At 72.6% G+C, this 17,495-nt stretch carries 10 protein-coding genes; 3 read left to right on the top strand and 7 right to left on the bottom strand.

Going from position 1 to position 17,495, the window contains the following annotated elements; all coding sequences use genetic code 11:
• Positions 1-42 precede the first annotated feature (42 nt).
• The 3 genes from ACIRU3_RS04950 (at position 43) to ACIRU3_RS04940 (ending at position 7,175) form a co-directional block, all read left to right on the top strand.
• The gene (locus tag ACIRU3_RS04950; RefSeq protein ID WP_404051434.1) at positions 43-3,414 is read left to right on the top strand and encodes an FtsX-like permease family protein; all 3,372 of its coding nucleotides are present in this window, start codon (positions 43-45) and stop codon (positions 3,412-3,414) included.
• A 1-nt stretch (position 3,415) separates the two neighbouring features.
• Entirely contained in the window at positions 3,416-6,127 is a 2,712-nt protein-coding gene (locus tag ACIRU3_RS04945) for an FtsX-like permease family protein (RefSeq protein WP_404051431.1), read from the top strand.
• 91 nt (positions 6,128-6,218) lie between these two features.
• The gene (locus ACIRU3_RS04940; protein ID WP_404051428.1) at positions 6,219-7,175 is read left to right on the top strand and encodes an ABC transporter ATP-binding protein; all 957 of its coding nucleotides are present in this window, start codon (positions 6,219-6,221) and stop codon (positions 7,173-7,175) included.
• A gap of 178 nt (positions 7,176-7,353) precedes the next feature.
• Here ACIRU3_RS04940 and ACIRU3_RS04935 read toward each other — a convergent pair whose 3' ends face one another.
• From ACIRU3_RS04935 to ACIRU3_RS04905, 7 genes are all read right to left on the bottom strand, one after another.
• Positions 7,354-8,031 (bottom strand): hypothetical protein, encoded by a 678-nt coding sequence (locus ACIRU3_RS04935; protein WP_404051425.1) that lies wholly within the window; start codon positions 8,029-8,031, stop codon positions 7,354-7,356.
• The gene (locus tag ACIRU3_RS04930; protein ID WP_404051423.1) at positions 8,028-8,450 is read right to left on the bottom strand and encodes an acyl-CoA thioesterase; all 423 of its coding nucleotides are present in this window, start codon (positions 8,448-8,450) and stop codon (positions 8,028-8,030) included. Before ACIRU3_RS04930 ends, ACIRU3_RS04935 begins: the two co-directional genes overlap by 4 nt.
• Positions 8,451-8,454: 4 nt before the next feature.
• Complete coding sequence (ettA, locus tag ACIRU3_RS04925; RefSeq protein WP_404051420.1) at positions 8,455-10,119, bottom strand: energy-dependent translational throttle protein EttA; 1,665 nt, start codon at positions 10,117-10,119, stop codon at positions 8,455-8,457.
• A gap of 809 nt (positions 10,120-10,928) precedes the next feature.
• Positions 10,929-12,626, bottom strand: a complete 1,698-nt coding sequence (locus tag ACIRU3_RS04920; protein ID WP_404051418.1) for a methyltransferase — start codon at positions 12,624-12,626, stop codon at positions 10,929-10,931.
• A 126-nt stretch (positions 12,627-12,752) separates the two neighbouring features.
• A complete protein-coding gene (locus tag ACIRU3_RS04915) occupies positions 12,753-13,952 on the bottom strand; it encodes a 4-hydroxybenzoate 3-monooxygenase (RefSeq protein ID WP_404051416.1) in 1,200 nt (399 codons plus the stop codon).
• Positions 13,953-14,150: 198 nt separating this feature from the next.
• A complete protein-coding gene (locus ACIRU3_RS04910) occupies positions 14,151-16,301 on the bottom strand; it encodes a PQQ-binding-like beta-propeller repeat protein (protein WP_404051413.1) in 2,151 nt (716 codons plus the stop codon).
• 850 nt (positions 16,302-17,151) lie between these two features.
• Complete coding sequence (locus ACIRU3_RS04905; protein ID WP_404051411.1) at positions 17,152-17,406, bottom strand: hypothetical protein; 255 nt, start codon at positions 17,404-17,406, stop codon at positions 17,152-17,154.
• Positions 17,407-17,495 lie beyond the last annotated feature (89 nt).

Below are 17,495 nucleotides of genomic sequence, written 5' to 3'. Positions count from 1 at the left end.
TCTGGAAACAGATTCTGGAAGTCCGGACGACACGGGGGTCGGGTGACGGGGTTCGTCGTCTCGCGCGCGCGGGCACACCGACTGCTGCTGGGCTCCGCGCTGCTCACCGTGCTGCTGACCACGGCGGTGCTGGCGACGCTCGCGGCGTACTCCGGGGCGATCGGTGACGCGGCGCTGCGCCACGTGCTGAACGACCCGCGCAACGCGGCCGCCACCTCGCTGACGGTCAAGGCCGACGTGCCGGCCGGCGAACGCGCCGCCGCCGACGCCGCCGTCCTCCGGGGCGCGCGCAGGACCTTCTTTGGACTGCCGGTGACCGTACGGACGCTGCGCCGCTCGGGCCCGTACGCGCTGCCCCGCTCACTGCAAGCACCCGACCAGCGGTCGGGCGACCCGGACCTGACCTATCTCGCGGCGCTGGACCATACGCAGGTCCGGGCGACGTCAGGGCGGCTCCCGGGCCGCACGGCCGGCGAGGTCGAGGTGGCCCTCCCCCTGGCGGCCGGAAAGGCGCTCGGGCTGAAGCCCGGCGACCGACTCGCGCTGGCCGACCGGCTGGGCGAGGGGACGGTCCGGGTGCGCGTCACCGGGCTCTACCGGCCGGCCGCCACCGACGCGCCGTACTGGCAGCTGGACGACCTGCTCGGACGCGGCGTGAAGAAGTCCGGCTTCACGACGTACGGGCCCCTGCTCGCCGACCCCTCGGTCCTCACCGGCCGACGGGTGAGCACCGGACCGACGGCCTGGCTGGCGTCGGCCGACTTCGGCTCGGTGACGACGGGACGGATCGGGGCGCTGCGGACCGCGGCGCGGACCGGGAGCGGGGCGCTGCGCACGTCCCACGCCCTGCCCGGCGTGACGGCGTCGACGACCTCGCTGCCCGACGTCCTGGACCGGGCCGACCGCTCCCTGCTCGTCTCCCGCTCCACCCTGCTCATCGTCGTGCTCCAGCTGGTGCTGCTCGCCGGGTACGCGCTGCTGCTGGTGGCCCGGCTGCTGGGCACCGAACGGACCGCAGAGACAAGGCTGTTGAGGGCCCGTGGCGCCTCCCGGGCCCGGATCGCCGCCCTCGCCGCGGCCGAGGCCCTGCTGCTCGCCCTCCCGGCCGCCGTCTGCGCGCCCCTGCTCGCCGGACCGCTCACCACCCTGCTGACCGCCCACGGCCCGCTGACCCGCCTCGACCTGCACCTGGACCTCCCGCCCGGCGGCAGCCCCGGCGTGTGGCTGGTGGCGGCCTGCGTGGCCCTGGGCTGTGCGCTGATGGTCACCCTGCCGGCGCTGACGGGAGCCGACGCGGAACAGCCCGGCAGGCGCGCACGGCCGGGCGCGGAACCGGGCCGGACGCGCCCGCTCGTCTCCCGCTTCGGGCAGGGCCGTTCCTCCGGCGCGTCCGATGCCCGGACCGCACCTCGTGCCCGGCGCGCCGGTGGCGGTCTGCTGCCCACCCCGCTTCGCGCCGGTGCCGACCTCGGCCTGCTCGCCGTGGCCGCCGTGGCCTACTGGCAGTTGGGGGAGCAGGACTCGGGAGGTGTGGCCGCCGACCGGTCGGGGGCACTCGCTGTCGATCCGCTGCTGGTCGCCGCGCCCGCGCTGGCGCTGCTCGCCGGAACCGTGCTGACCCTGCGGCTGCTGCCGCCCGTGGCCCGGCTCGCCGAACGGTGGGCGGCGGCCGGGCGGGGGCTGCCGATGGCGCTGGCCGGCTGGCAGTTCAGCCGCCGTACCGCGCGCGCCGCGGGTCCGGTGCTGCTGCTCGTGCTCGCCGTCGCGCTCGGCATGCTGGCCATCGGGCAGGCGTCCTCCTGGGACCGCTCGCAGGACGACCAGGCCGACTTCCGCGCCGGGGTGCCGGTGCGGGTGCTGTCCACCGCGGACAGCGGACTGGGCCGTACGGACCTGTACGCGGCGCTTCCGCGGGTGCGCGAGGCGGTCCCCGCCGCGCGCGGCGAGCAGCCCCTGTCCGGCGACCGCACGGCGACGGTCCTGGCCATGGACACCGCGCACACGGCGGACGCGATGCTGATGCGCCCGGACCTGGCGGCCGTACCGGTGAAGCCGCTGCTGGCCGCGCTGGCGCCGAAGGACTCCCCGGCCGGGACCCGGGTGCCGGCCCACACCGCACGGCTGCGGCTGACGGCGAGCCTGCACAGCTCCGCCGGTCCCGGGACGACCGCCGACGTCACGGCCGGTCTCGAGGACCGGTACGGGGTGCCGTACCAGGTGCCGCTCGGCCTGCTCCCCGCCGACGGGCGCCCGCACGCCCTCACCCTCGATCTGACCTCCGCCCCCGGCGGGGCGATGTTCACCGGACTCCAGCTGGACATGATCCAGCCCACGGAGCGCGCCGAGCGACACCGGCTCACGGTCCGGGACCTGACGGCGGTGGGCACCGACGGGACCGGACGCCCGCTCGCGCTGCCGGCTTCGTGGAGCACGGCCGTGGACACCGGCGGCGCGGCCGTCTCCGGCCCCACCACCAGCCCCAGCCGGCCCCGGGTGGTCTCCACCCGGCCGCTGACCGTCTCCTACGGCACCGGATACCTTCCGGACGCGAGCAGCTGGACGGTCGCCAGCGTGTCCGTCCAGCTCCGGGTGGCCCGCCCCGCGCCGCCCGAGGTGACGGCCGTCGTGACCGACCGGTTCCTGGACTCGGCGGGCGCCCGCACCGGACAGCGCGTGGACGTGACGATCGGCGACCAGAGCCTGCCGGTGCGGATCGTCCGGTCCGTGCACGCGCTGCCCACCACCGGCGCCCCGGCGGCCTCCGGCAGCCACGACGGAGGCGCCGTCCTGGTCGATCTGCGCGCCGCGAACCGGGCGTTGCAGGCGCGGTACGGGGGCAGCGTCACACCCGACGAGTGGTGGCTGCGCACCGCGCCGGGCGCCGCTGCCCGGGTCGCCGCCGCCGTGCGGGCGCTGCCGGACGTCGACCCGGAGCAGGTGGTGGTCCGGGACGAGATCGCCGCCGAGCTGCGCGACGACCCCTTCGGCGCCGGTCCGACGGCCGCGTTCGCCGCGGCGGCCGTGGTGGCGGCGGCCCTCGCCGCGGTCGGCTTCGCCGTGGGCGCCGCCGGGTCGCTGCGGGCGCGGGAGGCGGACTTCGCGGTCCTGCGCGCCCTGGGCGCCCCGCGCCGCCGGCTGGCCCGGACGGTCGCCGTCGAGCAGGCGGTCCTGGTGGGTCTGGCCCTGGCGGTGGGGGTCGCCCTCGGCACCGTACTGGCCCGGGGAGTGCTTCCGTTGATCGTGCTGACCGGCGAGGCCACCCGGCCGGTGCCGGACCTGCTGGTCCGGCTCCCACCCGGCCGCGTGGTGCTGCTCCTGGTGGCCGTCGCCGCGGCTCCGCTCGTGGTCTCGGCCGTGGCGGCCCTGCGCCGGGCCGATCCCGCGCGGGCGCTGCGCGAACAGGGTGGTGAGTGAGGTGAGTTCCGTGCCTGCCGTCGCGCCCTGGGTGCGTACCCGGCTGCGCGCCGCGCCCGGTGCCGCCCTGGCGCTCGCGCTGCTGGTCGCGCTGACCGCCTGTCTGGCGGGCGCCTTCCCGCGCGCCGTCGACCGGTACGAGGACGCGGGCCTGCGGCACGCCCTCCATCAGGCCCAGCCCGAGCGCACCACCGTGCGGGTGAGCGCACCGCCGCCCCCGTTCGGTATGTCCGACGACGATCCGGACACGCTGCTCCGGCCCGACGCGCTGAAACGGCAGTACGAGAAGCTGCTCACGACGGTCGGGGGCTCGCTGCCCATCGACCGCGACCAGTCGGCGTACGGCGTCGCCACCGAGACCGGCAGCACGGTCGTCGATCCCTGGATCCCGCGTCCGAGCGGTGTGCCCGCCCAGGTCTCGCTGGTCGCGCAGAGCGGTCTGGCCGATCACGCGCGCGTCCGCGAGGGCCGGCTGCCGCGCACCTCGGGCCCCGTGGACGCGAGTACGCACGAGGCGGAGGCCGCCGTCACCGCGGCCACCGCCAAGAGCATGCACATCAAGGCGGGTTCGGTCATCCACGTACCCGGCATCGACGGCGGTCCCCTCGCCGTCCGGGTCACGGGCGTCCTCGTCCCGCGCGACCCCGCCGGCGCCTACTGGTCGACCGTCCCGCTGCTGCGCACGCCCAGCCTGGCCCGGATGAACGTACCCGGCCCGCCGCAGTACTACTGGCTGGGCGCGCTCCTGCTCCCGCAGGAGGCGGCCCCCGCCCTGCCGAGCACCGGTGCGAAGTTCTTCCGCTACTGGTACTTCGCGCCCCGGCTCGACAGCCTGCGCGCCCACGACCCGGACCGTCTGAACTCCGCCGTCGCCTCGCTGGAGTCCGGCCCCGGCCTCAGACGCGCCCGCGCCCTCACCGACCCGGAGAGCGACGTCCTCACCGGCCTGGACGACGTCCTCGCCTCCTTCTCCCGCCTGCGCGAGGGCATCTCCCCGCTGGTCGCGGTGGCCGCCGCCGGCACGGCGACGGTCGTCGCCGTCGTGCTGCTCATGGCGGGCGGTCTGGCCGCCGACCGCCGTCGCGCCGAACTCGCCCTGCTCCGCGCCCGGGGCGCCTCCCTGCCCGGCCTCACCGGCCGGCTGCTGGCCGAGACCGCCGTGGTCGCCGTACCCGCGGGCGCGACCGGTCTGGCGGCCGCGCTCCTGCTCTTCCCCGGCGCCCGCACCGGCCACGCCGTCGCCGCCGCCCTGGCCGTCACCCTCACCGCCTGCGCCGCCCTCCCGCTGAACGCGGCGCTCGTCCACCGCTCGGTACGGATGACAGCCCCGCGCGAGGACGTGACGGCCGTACGGCCCTCCCGGCGCCGCACGGTCGCCGAGGTGACGCTGCTGGCCCTGGCGGCCGGGGCGGTGGCGACCCTGCGCAGAAGCGGCACCTCGGCCGGTCAGCTGGTCTCCCTGGCCCCCGTGTTGACCGGCATCATCGCGGCCCTGCTGCTGCTTCGCCTCTACCCCCTGCTGCTGCGCCGCCTCGCCCGCCCGGCCGGGCGGCTGCGCGGGGCGGTGGGCCATCTGTCCCTGGCCCGCGCCGGAGGCACCAGGACCTCCGCGGTGCTGCCCCTGCTCGCCCTGCTGACCGCGCTCACCACGGCGGCCTTCGGCGGCTCGGTCCTGGCGGGCGTGGCCGACGCCAGGGACCGGGCGGCCCTGCTCACCGTGGGGGCCGACGCCCGCCTGGACTCGGCCGCCCCGCTCCCGACGGGCCTGGCCGCTCGGATGGGCAGGCTGCCCGGGGTAGGGGCGGTGGCGGCAGTGAGCATCACCTACGAGGCGCAGCCGCTGGACGGCGAGGACACGGTACAGCTGGTGGGCGTGGACCCCGCCCCGTACGCGAAGCTGGCGTCCGGCACCGGCCTGGGAGCCTTCCCCTCCGGCCGGCTGAAGGGCGCGGACACCCTCCCCGCCGTTGCCTCCCCCTCCGTCGCCCGGGCCTACGGCACCCAACGCCCCTTCCTGGTACGGCTGGCGGACGGCAGCGCCGTCACCGTCCGGATCACCACGGTCCGCGACCGCACTCCCGCGGTGCCCGGCGCCGACTTCCTGGTCGTCGACCGCGCCGGGCTCCCCTCGGCGGCCGCCCGCCCGACGTCACTGCTGCTGACCGGCGCCCACCTGGACGCGGACGCGCTGCGCCGTGCGGCCCCCGCCGCGGCCTCGGTCCACGCCCGGGCCGAGGAGCGGTCCCGGTACGCCGACTCTCCGCTGCAGACCGGCGCCGGGCACGTCTACACGGCGGCGGTGGCGGCAGGCGCCGGCTTCGCCGTGCTCGCCCTGCTCCTCGCGCTGCTGCGGGCGGCTCCCGAGCGCGCCGCGCTCCTGGCCCGCCTGCGCACGATGGGCCTCACCCGCGCCCAGGGCCGACGCCTCCTCGTCCTGGAGTCCCTCCCCCAGGCCCTCCTGGCCGCGGCCGGCGGCACCCTGACCGGCTGGGCGGCCGTCCGCCTCCTCTCCCCCGGCATCGACCTGACGACCATCGCCCTCACCTCACCCCAGGCCGGGGTGGACGAGGTCGTACTCCATCCGGACACCTGGTCGCTGACGGCACCGGCGGTCACGGTCGTGGCCCTCGCGGTGGGCGTCGCAGCGATACAGGCGTGGTGGACGGGAAGACGCGGGTCGGTACGGGAGTTGCGGGCGGGGGACGGGCGATGAGCGAGCGCAGGTACGTACGCATCCCGCGAGCCCGGGCAGGCGACCCCATCCCCGGCCGGCAGCAGCACAGGGCACCCCTGCAGGAGACCCCATGACATCCCACCCGAGCCTCACCGACCTCGCCGACCGGGTCACCGAAACCCGCAACCGCCCCGCCTACGGCCATGACGCCCTCATCACCTGCGACCGCCTCGTCCGCATCTTCTCCGCGGACGGCGTGGAGGTGCAGGCCCTCCAGGGCCTCGACCTCCTCGTCCGCGAAGGCGAGTTGATGGCCCTGGTCGGCGCCTCGGGCAGCGGCAAGTCCACCCTCATGAACATCCTGGCCGGCCTGGACACCCCCACCGCCGGAGCGGCCCGGGTCGCCGGCCGCGACCTGCTCGCCATGACCGCGAAGGACCGCCTCGCCTACCGTCGTGAGGTGGTCGGCTTCGTCTGGCAGCAGACCTCCCGCAACCTGCTCCCCTACCTCACCGCGGCCCAGAACGTCGCCCTTCCCCTCCAGCTGTCCGGCACCCGCACCAGCCGCCGCGCCCGCACCGAACGCGCCTTGGAACTGCTGGAGTTGCTCCAGGTGGCCGACTGCCGCGACCGCCACCCGCACGAGATGTCCGGCGGCCAGCAGCAGCGCACCGCGATCGCGGTGGCCCTCGCGAACGCCCCCGCGGTCCTCCTCGCCGACGAACCCACCGGCGAACTCGACTCCCAGACCGGCGCGCAGATCTTCGACGCGTTCCGCACGGCGAACGAGACCCTGGGCACCACCATCGTGATCGTCACCCACGACCAGACGGTGGCCGGCGAGGTCCGCCGCACGGTCGCCATCCGCGACGGCCGCACCTCCACCGAGGTGCTGCGCCGCAGCGAGGTGGACGCCACGACGGGCCACGAGACGGTGGTCGCCCGCGAGTACGCCATGCTCGACCGCGCGGGCCGTCTCCAGCTGCCCGCCGAGTACACGAAGGCCCTGAACATGCGCGACCGAGTGGCGCTGGAGCTGGAACCGGACCACATCGGCGTGTGGCCGGACGACAGCGAGGAGAGGTAGGGGCGGGGGCGAGGCCGGTCGGCGCACGCTGACGGCGTGGGCGCCTGAGCTGGGCCGGTCAGCACACACTGACCACGAGGGCGCCTGAGCTGGACCCGTCAGCACACACTGACCACGAGGGCGCCTGAGCTGGACCCGTCAGCACACACTGACCACGAGGGCGCCTGAGCTGGACCGGTCAGCGCACGCTGACGCCGAGGGTGCCGAGGCCCGCTCGCCGCACCACGACGGACCCGTACGGCGTCCGCAGCCTGAGCCATGCGCCGGAGGAGAACAGTCCGATGTCGGCCGCCGCGGCCCCCGGCCGCAGGAAGCCCAGGGACTGCGCCGCGTGCACGGCCCGCACGGGAAGCCGGGTCTCCGCTATCTCCCGGGACCAGATGTCCCGCCCGATCCGGTCCAGCTCCGCACGGGTACGCCGGTCCGGCGCCAACTCGTCCGTGCGGGAACGGAATTCGGCGACGGCCTCGGTGACCGTTCTGCGCAGCGTGTCCGGCACGGGCAGCCCCGGCTCGGGCCGCCAGCCGCCGCGCGGCGGCAGGACACCGGCCCACGGCGGTCCGGTGACCGCGGCCGGTACGGCGGCCGTGGCCGCCCGTTCGTCCAGGAACTCCAGGAACTCGCCGGCCGAGACGGTCACGTCGAGGGTGACATCGAGTCCGTTCTCGTACGGCTTGGCCAGCCGTACCGCGCGGACCACCAGGACCTCGAAGGACGGCGGGCGCCCGAACACGGCGAGCGCCGTCCCGATCGCCTGCAGGCGCACCGCGGCTCCACGGTCGTAGTGGAGCAGCCGGGAGAGGAAGGCGGCGAGGTCCGCCGCCTCCGTCTCGTCGGCGAGGTGGAGCACCGTCATGCGGCGACGGCCTCCTCGTCGGTCTCCTCGGCCCGGTCCATGTACTCCTCGAGGAACTCGCGCTCCTCGGACGTGATCCGGCGGGGCCGCTGGGCCTCGAAGTCGAACGGCACGACCACCGTCACGGCCCGTACGTAGACCAGGTCGTCGTCCTTCACCTCATAGGCGATGGTGAAGGACGCGGCCTTGATCTCCTTGACCCACAGCTCGACGTCCACCGGGTGGTGCCGGTGGACGAGCTGCCGCTTGTAGTCGATCTCGTGGCGCGCCACCACGGACCCCTGCTTGAACTCCTTTTCCGGGCGGAACAGGAAGTCGATGCGGGCTTCCTCCAGGTAACGGATGAAGACCGCGTTGTTGACATGGCCGTACGCGTCCATGTCGGACCAGCGCAGGGGGCAGCGGTAGACGTGACGCAAGAGATCAGCCCCGGGTCAGCTTCTTGTAGGTGGCGCGGTGCGGACGCGCGGCGTCCGGGCCGAGCCGCTCGATCTTGTTCTTCTCGTACGAGTCGAAGTTGCCCTCGAACCAGAACCACCGCGACTCACCCTCGTAGGCGAGGATGTGCGTGGCGACTCGGTCGAGGAACCACCGGTCGTGGGAGACGACCACGGCGCAGCCGGGGAACTCCAGCAGGGCGTTCTCCAGGCTGCTGAGGGTCTCGACGTCGAGGTCGTTGGTGGGCTCGTCGAGGAGCAGCAGGTTGCCGCCCTGCTTCAGGGTCAGCGCCAGGTTGAGACGGTTGCGCTCACCGCCGGAGAGGACACCGGACGGCTTCTGCTGGTCCGGCCCCTTGAACCCGAAGGCGGACACATACGCGCGGGACGGCATCTCGACCTGGCCGACGTTGATGTAGTCGAGCCCGTCGGACACGACCTCCCACAGCGTCTTCTTCGGGTCGAGGTTCTCGCGGCTCTGGTCGACGTAGGAGATCTTGACGGTCTCGCCGACCTTGATGTCGCCGGAGTCCGGGGTCTCCAGGCCCTGGATCATCTTGAACAGCGTGGTCTTGCCGGCACCGTTCGGACCGATGACGCCCACGATGCCGTTGCGCGGCAGCGTGAAGCTGAGGCCGTCCACGAGGACCTTCTCACCGAAGGCCTTGTTCAGCTTGTCGACCTCGACGACGACGTTGCCGAGCCGCGGCCCCGGCGGGATCTGGATCTCCTCGAAGTCCAGCTTCCGCATCTTGTCGGCCTCGGCGGCCATCTCCTCGTACCGCGCGAGACGGGCCTTGGACTTGGCCTGACGCCCCTTGGCGTTCGACCGCACCCACTCCAGCTCTTCCTTGAGCCGCTTCTGCCGCTTGGCGTCCTTCTGGCCCTCGACCTTGAGGCGGGAGGCCTTGGTCTCCAGGTACTTCGAGTAGTTCCCCTCGTAGCCGTGGAGACGGCCGCGGTCCACCTCGCAGATCCACCCGGCGACGTTGTCGAGGAAGTACCGGTCGTGGGTGACCGCGACGACGGTGCCCGGGTACTTGGCCAGGTGCTGCTCCAGCCAGTTCACCGACTCGGCGTCGAGGTGGTTGGTGGGCTCGTCGAGGAGCAGCAGGTCGGGCTGCTCCAGCAGCAGCTTGCAGAGCGCGACGCGGCGCTTCTCACCACCGGAGAGGTTGGTGACGGGCCAGTCGCCGGGCGGGCAGCCGAGCGCGTCCATGGCCTGCTCGAGCTGGGCGTCGAGGTCCCATGCGTTGGCGTGGTCCAGCTCCTCCTGCAGCTTGCCCATCTCGTCGAGCAGCGCGTCGGAGTAGTCGGTGGCCATCAGCTCGGCGATCTCGTTGAACCGATCGAGCTTGCCCTTGATCTCGGCGACACCCTCCTGGACGTTCTCCAGGACGGTCTTGCTCTCGGTGAGCGGCGGCTCCTGCAGCAGGATGCCCACGCTGTAGCCCGGCGACAGGAACGCGTCGCCGTTCGACGGCTGCTCGATCCCCGCCATGATCTTCAGCACGGTCGACTTACCGGCACCGTTCGGGCCGACGACGCCGATCTTGGCACCCGGCAGGAAGTTCAGGGTGACGTCGTCGAGGATCACCTTGTCGCCGTGCGCTTTGCGCGCCTTGCGCATGGTGTAAATGAACTCAGCCAAGAGAAACCGTCCGGCAGCTTGAAATCTGGCAGTGGGCAGATACACCCCATCTTGCCTGACTGCCAGCCTTGGGTGGTAACCCGTTTGATCCGGGGGCCCTGACCTGGGGCTTCGCTGGTGGCGACGGTGGCTCGTCTGTCACTGTCGGTCGCCGTCGACCGGCCCAGGACGGCCTCGCACGGCGCGGAGACGCCCCAGGAAGGATTCACCCGTCACCCGCCCAGCACACTCTGTGATGACACCGAAGGCTCGCCGGCCGATGACCTTGCCGGTGATCCGGGTCCCTACGGGGAGAGCTGCGACGGTTGCCGCCCGGCTCCCCCGGGACCGCGTCTGCGGCCGGCACGTCCCGGTCGTGCACCAGTGCCGCACACGGCTGCCGACTGTCGTCGCCGCCCGTGGTCGTTGATGTCAGAGTCGAATGTCAGCGGAAGAGCCCCGGCACCGGGCAGACTTCCAACGGCTCATCCGGCCGGTCGGCCCAGCCCCACCAGACATGCCGACCGGCACACCTCCACAGCGACCGGCACGTCCGCCGGCCGTCGTCCCCCCGCCTGGAGAGCACGAGGCCGCCGGACGCCATGGGCCGGCTGCACTCGGGGCAGGCCGGGGCTTCGTCGATCATGCGGCGCACCCTAGCGGAGCGCCCGCTTCGGTGGTCCGTACGCGTCCGCGCTCGTCCGCCGATGTACGTCGGCCTGTCACGTCACTCGGACACTCACTGCCGCTGCGCCCTCCGACCGTTCGGAGGGCGACGGCTGCGGCTCCGCGCCCATACATCAGCTGCACCGCCGGAGCACTCCCTGCCATCACGCCGAGGCCGACCGGGCCTTTCTGACGTGCAACACATGGCCCTCCAGGGGCAGCGGTGTCCGGTCCACCAGGGCGAGGCCGGCGTCGGCGAACAGCGTGCCGTAGTGGTCGGCGTGCCGTTCGCGCCCGCCGACGTTGCACATCATGTGGAGATCCCAGGCGGTTGCCAGCGAGACCGAGCCGTCGGGGGGCAGTACTCGTTCGATGACGAGCAGATCGGCGTGATCGGGCATCGCGCGGGCACAGTGGCGCAGGATCTCGCGGCAGCGCTCGTCGTCCCAGTCGTGCAGGACGCGGGACAGGACGTAGACGTCACCGCCCGCGGGTACGTCCGCGAAGTCGCCGGCCAGAAAGACGCATCGCGTGCCGTGGCCGGCCTCCTCGAGTCGGTGGCGGGCGGCTTCGACAGCGTGCGGGCGCTCCAGCAGGACCCCGTCCAGACGGGGGTGCGCGGCGAGGATGCGGCCGAGCAGTTCCCCGTTGCCACCCGCGACATCGACCACCGTGCCACCGGCGGGTGCCTCGGCCGCGGCGGTGAGCGCGGGATGCGTGGGGACCGGGTCGAACATGGCGGATCCGGCGGCCATGGACTGGTCGAAGAGTTCCGCGAGGTGAGGGTCGCGGGCGAAATGGTCGAAGTGGTTCTCGCCGAAGAGGTGCTCGAAGGCGACGTGCCCCGTGCGCACGGTGTGCCCGAGTCCGGCGAATGACTGGTAGAACGGGCCGCCGTACATCAGCGCCAGCGCCCGCATCGACCCCGGGGCGCCGGCCCGCAGCAGCGCGCCCAGCTCGGTGAGCCGGAAGCCGTCGCGGCCTTCCGTCACCGCGCCCAGCATCGCGAGATAGCGCAGCAGCGTCGCCAGATTCCGCGGCCTCGCGCCGACTTCCCGAGCCAGTTCCTCGACGTCCGCCCCTCGCTCGCCATCCATGGCGTCAGGTACCCGGAGCTGAGTGAACGCGGTCAGCGCCTGCGTCGTCCAAGCCCCCGTCAGCAGGCGCAGGAGCGTTTCGGCGGGCTGTCGGGCGCGATGCTCGTCGAGGTGGGCGGCGAGCACGTCGCGGTGGTCGCCGGGAACGTACAGCTCCACGCGCCGGCAACCGACCTTGGCTTCGGCGGCCGCGCCGAAGTAGAAGACCGTGCCGTTCTCGTGCGGGTTGTAGCCGCCGCCGTCCGGGGTGGCTCCGTAGCGGGCGAAGGTCGCGCACAGGCCACGCAGCACCAGCGGGTCGGGCGCTACGACCTCGAAGGCGACATGTGCCTCGTGCTGCCGCTCCCGCTCGGCCACGGCAATCGCGTCCAGGCCCGATCCCGGCGGCACGGTCAGCGCGAACACCTCGACCATACGGTGCGCCCCGTCCGCGCCGAGCACTGCGGGGCGCAGGATGCCGACGTCCAGTTCGGCCGCCGGCCGCCGATACCGCACGGCCAGTCGCTCCCGTACGACGACACTCGGCCGGGGTGGCGCGTCCGCGACGAGCCCGCAGTCGGTGAGCATGGCGCGCAACTCCGCCTCGTCCGACGGGAAGACGAGCAGCGCGGCGTGGGAGAAACGGCAGTGCTCCGTGAGAGTCCGCAGCTCCGGACCGTCGAGCCCGGGGAACAGGAGCGGGAGCAGGGTGGCGGTGTCCTGTTCCTTGACGAAGTCGACGGTCGCGAGCAGGCGGGACGTGTCGCCCGACAACGTCGTGATCATTGCGGGGATTCCTCATTCAGGTCTGGGATGACGCGGGGCAGGAAGGAAGACAGACAGGAAGACGGGACAGGAAGGACCGGGAAGGGGCAGGAAGACGGGGCGGGGAGACGGGACAGGATCCGGACCTCAGACGCCGACGTAGTGCTCGGCGAACCAGTCCTGGTGGCTGCGCGACGTACGCAGCGAAGTGATGCGGGAGCGCCGCAGGGAGTTGTGGAACATCGACGTGCCGTCCGAGCCGGACGGGCCGTGCAGCAACCGGATCATCCAGTGCGAGAACTCCTGCGCACGCCAGATGTACGCCAGGCACCGCGCGGAGTAGGCGTCGAGCCCGTCGGAGTGGTCGTGGACGATGTCGTCGATCAGGGCGTCGGCGAGGATCTCCGCCTCCAGGACCGCGAGATTGGCGCCCTTCGCCGCGGACGGGCTGACGAGGGCGGCGGCATCGCCCACCAGGAACAGCGAACCGTGACGCAGTGGTTCGAGTACATCGGACTCCAGGTCGACGATGGCTCGCTGTACGACACGTCCACGGTGCAGCGGGCCGTATTCCTTCCCCCGCATCCGTAGCTCCAGCTCGTCCCAGATCCGTTCCTCGGACCAGGCATCGGCCGGGGTGCCGCGCTCGCACTGCACGTAGTAGCGGGTGATCTCGCTCGTGCGCGCCATGTGCCCGGCGAAGCCTCGCTCGTGCACGGCGTACCCGACGGCGTCCATACTGGGCGGCGCCTCGGCGAGCAGTCCGAGCCAGGTCACGCCGTGGTCGCAGTGGTGCCGACGCACCGAGTCGGCAGGCAGCGACCGCCGGGCCGCGCCGTGCCGCCCGTCGCACCCGGCCACGTACCGCGCCCGCCATGTGCCGGGCCGCCCGTCCGCCTCGCGCACGGTCACCGAGGGCCGATCGGTGTCGGTGTCGAGGACGGCCACTGCCTCGGTGGCGAATTCGACCTGCCCGCCGGATGCCAGGAACCGCGTCAACAGATCCGTGACCAGCCGTTGTTGGGGATAGACGGTATGCCACTCACCGCGCCCGAGCCCGCTGTAGTCCAGCCGGAACCTGCCGTCCGCGGTGCGGAACTCGCACGCGCTGTGGGCCTGTCCGCACCGGCGCAGCCCTTCGGCCAGCCCGTGCCGCTCCAGGATCCTTACGGTGTTGGCCGCCAGGAACCCGGCGCGCGCCCGCGTCTGGATGTGTGCGCGCTCGGCACGCTCCAGGATGACGCAGTCGATCCCGCTGTCCTGAAGGAGATTGCCGAGCACGAGCCCGGCCGGTCCGGCGCCGAGGACGACCACGTCGGATGCTCTCCGGGTCTGCCTGTCTGTCACGAGACGGGATAGTAGGTCCGGTGAAGTGGCTTACTGTACAGAAATCACCTGAACGAGAAGAGTCGTAGCAGTGAGGTGGGGCGTGCGGTCCAGAGAGGCGCGCCGACCCGGTGGACGTGCGCGGCACCGAGCCGGCCCGGACGACGAACAACCCCGAGACGACCTGCCGACAGTGGTGGGTGCAGACCTGTCGGCAGGTCAGTTGGGCCCGTCCGGGCTCCGGGAGAAGGCCGTGTCGCCGGCCGTCGCCACGATCGCGTCCTTCACGAGCAGCACGCGCGGCGGGGTGTTCTGCGCCTTGTCCCCGGGGTCGTCCAGTGCGGAGGTGCGCCACACCTCCGCTCCGGTGCGGCTGTCCAGTGCCAGCAGGCGGCCGAAGCGGTTGGAGAAATAGACCCGCTTGTACGTCGCCGACACCGCGGGCGCGGACAGACTCTCCATGTCCGTCGCCTTCTGCCAGAGTTGTCTGCCGCTGTCCGCCGACACCGCAGTGACCGACCCGTCGGCCCGGACGAAGTAGACGACACCGTCCACAAGGGTGGCCACGCCGGTCAGCGGGCGGGCCAGGGGTATCCGCCTGATCTGCCCGGTTTCCGGGTCGACTCGCAGCAGCGCGTCGTACGGCCGTTCGTACCCGGACTCATAGACGTCCTTCGCGGTCCGGGGGGCGAGGAACAGGGGTTGCCCGCCGACAGCGCCGAGCGCTTCCGCCTTCCGGGGCAGTGTGGCGGTTTCCGTCAGGCTGCCGGGTTCGAGTTTCATCAGGTCCACCGGGGCCTGGCCGGGCTCGGTGCCGGCCGAGCACAGGGCGTAAGGGACGCCTCCCGGCGCCGACGGGGTGCAGTACTCGTCCAACGAGCGCCCCCGCCACAGCTCCTTGCCGGAAGGACCGTAGGCGACGAACCACGAGTGGTCGGCAGACAGCGTCAGCAGTCCGCTCCTGTACAGAACCGCGTTCTCGGACTTGCTGATGTCGCGTTGCCACCGCCGGTGTCCGGTACCGGCGTCGAGGGCCACCAGGCGCCTGGTCGTATCGTCCGGATCCTCGTACACGTAGACCAGCCCGCCGCGAACGCCGATCGGTTGCACTCCCTGAGGGCGGGTGCCGGACCGCCACAGGGTGCGGCCGGAAGCCGCGTCGATCCTGGCGGCCGTGAAGCCCGTACCGCCGCAGAACAGGGCGTTTCCCTCCGACACGCATCCGGGGCTCTGGTAGTCGAGAGGGACACCCGGCACGTCGTGCCGAAGGGCCGTGCGCCACGGCCGCCAGCCGTCGGGCAGCGACGCCGCACGCGCGCGGGCCGTTGCGGCGGTGGCGTCGGAGGCTGTGGTCGTGTCCCGGCCCGAGACGAAGAAACCCACCCCGATACTCAGCCCCGTGACGGCCAGGGCCGTGCCGAGGCCGGCGAGCAGCATCCGGGCTCGGCGTCCCTTGCCGGTGCCGGTCGCAGCGGCCGCGGAGGTGCCGGCCGCACCCCAGGGGGTGGGGCGGGGCCGGGGTTTCGCGGACTCTTTGGCCTTCGGGGGCGCGGTGGCGTCGGATTCCGGCAGCGCCTGGAGCATGCGGTGCAGGTCCGCCAGTTCCGCCCTTGCGGCCGGGTCCTTGTCCAGGCAGCGCTCGACGATGCCCAGGAGCGCATCGGGCACCCCGTCGAGATCCGGGGGCTCGTGCATCACCTGATAGCCGGTCGTGTAGGGGCTGCCCGCGTCGAACGGCCCTGAGCCGACGGCCGCGAACACCAGCAGTGACCCCAGCGAGAACACGTCCGAGGCCGGGGTGACGTCTCGGGGAGAGTCCAGTTGTTCCGGCGACATGAAGGGCGGAGTGCCGATTATGCGCCCGGTCATGGTGAGGCTCTGGTTGTCGGAAGCGCGCGATATGCCGAAGTCGATGACGCGCGGACCGTCCCCTGTCATCAGGACGTTGCCCGGTTTGAGGTCCCGGTGCACCAGGCCCGCCCGGTGGATGTCGCGCAGCGCCTCGGTGAGCCCCAGCCCCAGCGCGCGCAGTTCCCGCTGGCTCAGCGGGCCGTCCTTCTCCACGACTTCGGCAAGGGTGGGCCCCGGCACATAGAGCGTCGCCATCCACGGCCGGTCGGCGTCCGGGTCGGCGTCCACGACAGGTGCGGTGAAGGCGCCGCTCACTCTGCGCGCTGCCGCGATCTCCTGCCGGAAGCGCGTGCGGAACTCTTCCTCCTGGGCGTACGACCCGCGCACGAGTTTGACCGCGACCTGCCGTCCCGAGGCCGAGACTCCAAGATAGACGTCTCCCATGCCGCCCGACCCGAGCCGACCGAGAAGGGTGTACCCGCCTATGGACTCCGGGTCCCCGGTGCTCAGGGGCGTCATCGCCGATCATCCTTCCCAGCGCCTGCCTGCCTCACGGGGATCAGGGTAGGGCCTGCCGCCCCGAAGCGGAGCGCCGCATACCGCGGATCGGTGTCCCTGTGCCCGTGAGCCGTGCGGTGGGGCATCCGTCCTCACCCTCGACCGCCGCGACTTCCGCGCCGCGCGTCCTCCGGGCCGCCACAAGGCATTCCGGGTACTGCGCGACGCCCCTGCGCGCCGAGGCGAGTTTCCCCGCGCCGTAACGCCCGCTGCCGCATGAAACTTGGATCATGAAACCGCGGTTCAGCGGCGTGCTTCGGCAATGAGGGCGGTGAGCGTGCGGTGCCCACCAGGCACTCGCGCTCTCCGCGTGCAACGCAACAGCCCCAGGCCGCTTACCTGGGGCTTCAAAAGAGCGAGTGACGACAGTCGAACTCGTGCCCTCAGCTTGGGAAGCTCGGCACGGGAGCACGTTCAGACGGGTGAGTCGGTCGCGCCGCGCACTCGGCACGCCGATGTCGACGGCGAGGTCGGTGGAGGCGGTCAAGGGGGCAAGGGGGTCAACGAGTGGGCCGCGGTTCTCAGATCGGTGCTCCCATCAGGCTCCAGTCGGCCCGCACCTCTGCGGTGCGCTGCGCGCGACCGTGCCCTGCCCGTCACCGTGGCGGAACGCTCTCGGTCGCAACCGTGGCGGACGCTCTCGGTCGTAGGCGGAAGACCCCGGGGGCCGCCCGAGCACGACAGCCCCCTCCCTCCGCCCGCAGGCCTCTCACCTGCGGCGATGGTCCATGCATCGGTGTTGTCACGCAGTCAGACGGTCATCCCCTCGTTCGGTGTGGCCTGCCGCCCGGCACCGCAGCCTCGGGGAGAGCTACCCCACGATGATGAAGACGACTCCCTGGTTGAAGCCGTGATCGAAGCGGTGATCGAAGCGGAAGCGGTGGTCGAAGCGGTGATCGAAGCGGAAGCCGTGGTCGAAGCGATGGTTGAAGCAACCTCGACCCCAACCACCGTCACCGCACCAGCCGCTGGTCACCTGGGTGTGCGCGGCAGGGGCTGCAGCTGCTGCCGTGCCTGCTGCGCCGATCGCGGCGCCGCCGGCCATCAGAATGCCGGCCGCGGACACCGCGACGAGTCGCCTTGTGCCTCGTACTCGCATGCGGACACACCTTCTTTCCGGCGTCTCGCGACTACGAGGAGCACGTCCTGCGATCA

It is taken from the genome of Streptomyces sp. NPDC101151 (assembly GCF_044768335.1).
In the GTDB taxonomy this organism is placed as follows: domain Bacteria; phylum Actinomycetota; class Actinomycetes; order Streptomycetales; family Streptomycetaceae; genus Streptomyces.
This window is presented reverse-complemented; position numbering and strand designations above follow the sequence as displayed.